The sequence below is a fragment of the Bacteroides sp. An19 genome (assembly GCF_002160215.1).
Lineage (GTDB): Bacteria > Bacteroidota > Bacteroidia > Bacteroidales > Bacteroidaceae > Phocaeicola > Phocaeicola intestinalis.
Window position 1 is genome coordinate 1 of the sequence record NZ_NFKD01000144.1, and the last position, 870, is coordinate 870.

Sequence of the window (870 nt, forward strand, 5' to 3'; positions counted from 1 at the left end):
TTCATGTGGATGTGTGAAGACAACATCGTGGAAGTACCATTCGACAAGGAACACCTTTTCGAGCAAATCCTGAGTCCTGCCAATCTTAATCGAGCCTATAAGGCAGTGATTGGTAACAAGGGCTGTGGCGGTATCGACAAGATGTCATGTGAACAATTGTTTTCATGGCTATCAGCCAATAAAGATGCGCTCATCCTTTCCTTGATGGACGGTTCTTAATAAAATATCTCATTTTAATTACATGTAGTACCATTATTTCTTCTTGTAATAACGGGGAAATGGAGCGTAAAATTCAAAGTCTGACATCTGAAGTTACTCAACTCAGAGACTCTTTGAATAAGGTAATGCCAGAACTTGAAGGCTACAGAAATAGCCCAGAAAAATTATGCTCAAACATTGATGAGTTGTACAAAGCTGGAGATATTTATGAGCTCAAATCCATCAAAGATAAATTGGAAAAATATCATCCTGAATCCAAGCTTAAGTTTCGCAAGTGATTTTAGCCTGTCAGGCAGCAACCGCGAGTTTGTCAAAGGCCAGTTTCACTGCTCTGATTTGTTTGTCGTTTGATATTACCTGTTCTATCAGAACCATAATGTCACAGTTGAGTACCTCGGCAATAACGTTTATGACTTCTATAATCAGCAGCCAGATTTTCTCTGCCACTGAAAGTTCAACAGAGTCCTTTGTAATTTCAGTAAAAAGTCCCCCAATCGTTTCGTATGACTCACTGCGTTTGACATAACTGAGGATATTAGAGTTTATGTAAATTAGTTATGATAGTTCCAAGGGTTGATTTTAATTCTGAGATTATGCAGTGCCATACATGTGGAAAAGATGTTTTCTACAAAGTTGTTCGCCCTGAGCCTG

Annotated in this window: 1 protein-coding gene and 1 pseudogene; both read left to right on the top strand. The window is 38.7% G+C overall.

Annotated elements, in window-relative coordinates; translation table 11 throughout:
- Positions 1-216: pseudogene (locus B5F25_RS20910) on the top strand (group II intron reverse transcriptase/maturase); the annotation flags it as partial.
- 62 nt (positions 217-278) lie between these two features.
- Positions 279-497 carry a hypothetical protein gene (locus tag B5F25_RS20915; protein ID WP_087251755.1) on the top strand — a complete coding sequence of 73 codons (219 nt, stop codon included), beginning with the start codon at positions 279-281 and terminating at the stop codon, positions 495-497.
- Positions 498-870: the final 373 nt, after the last annotated feature.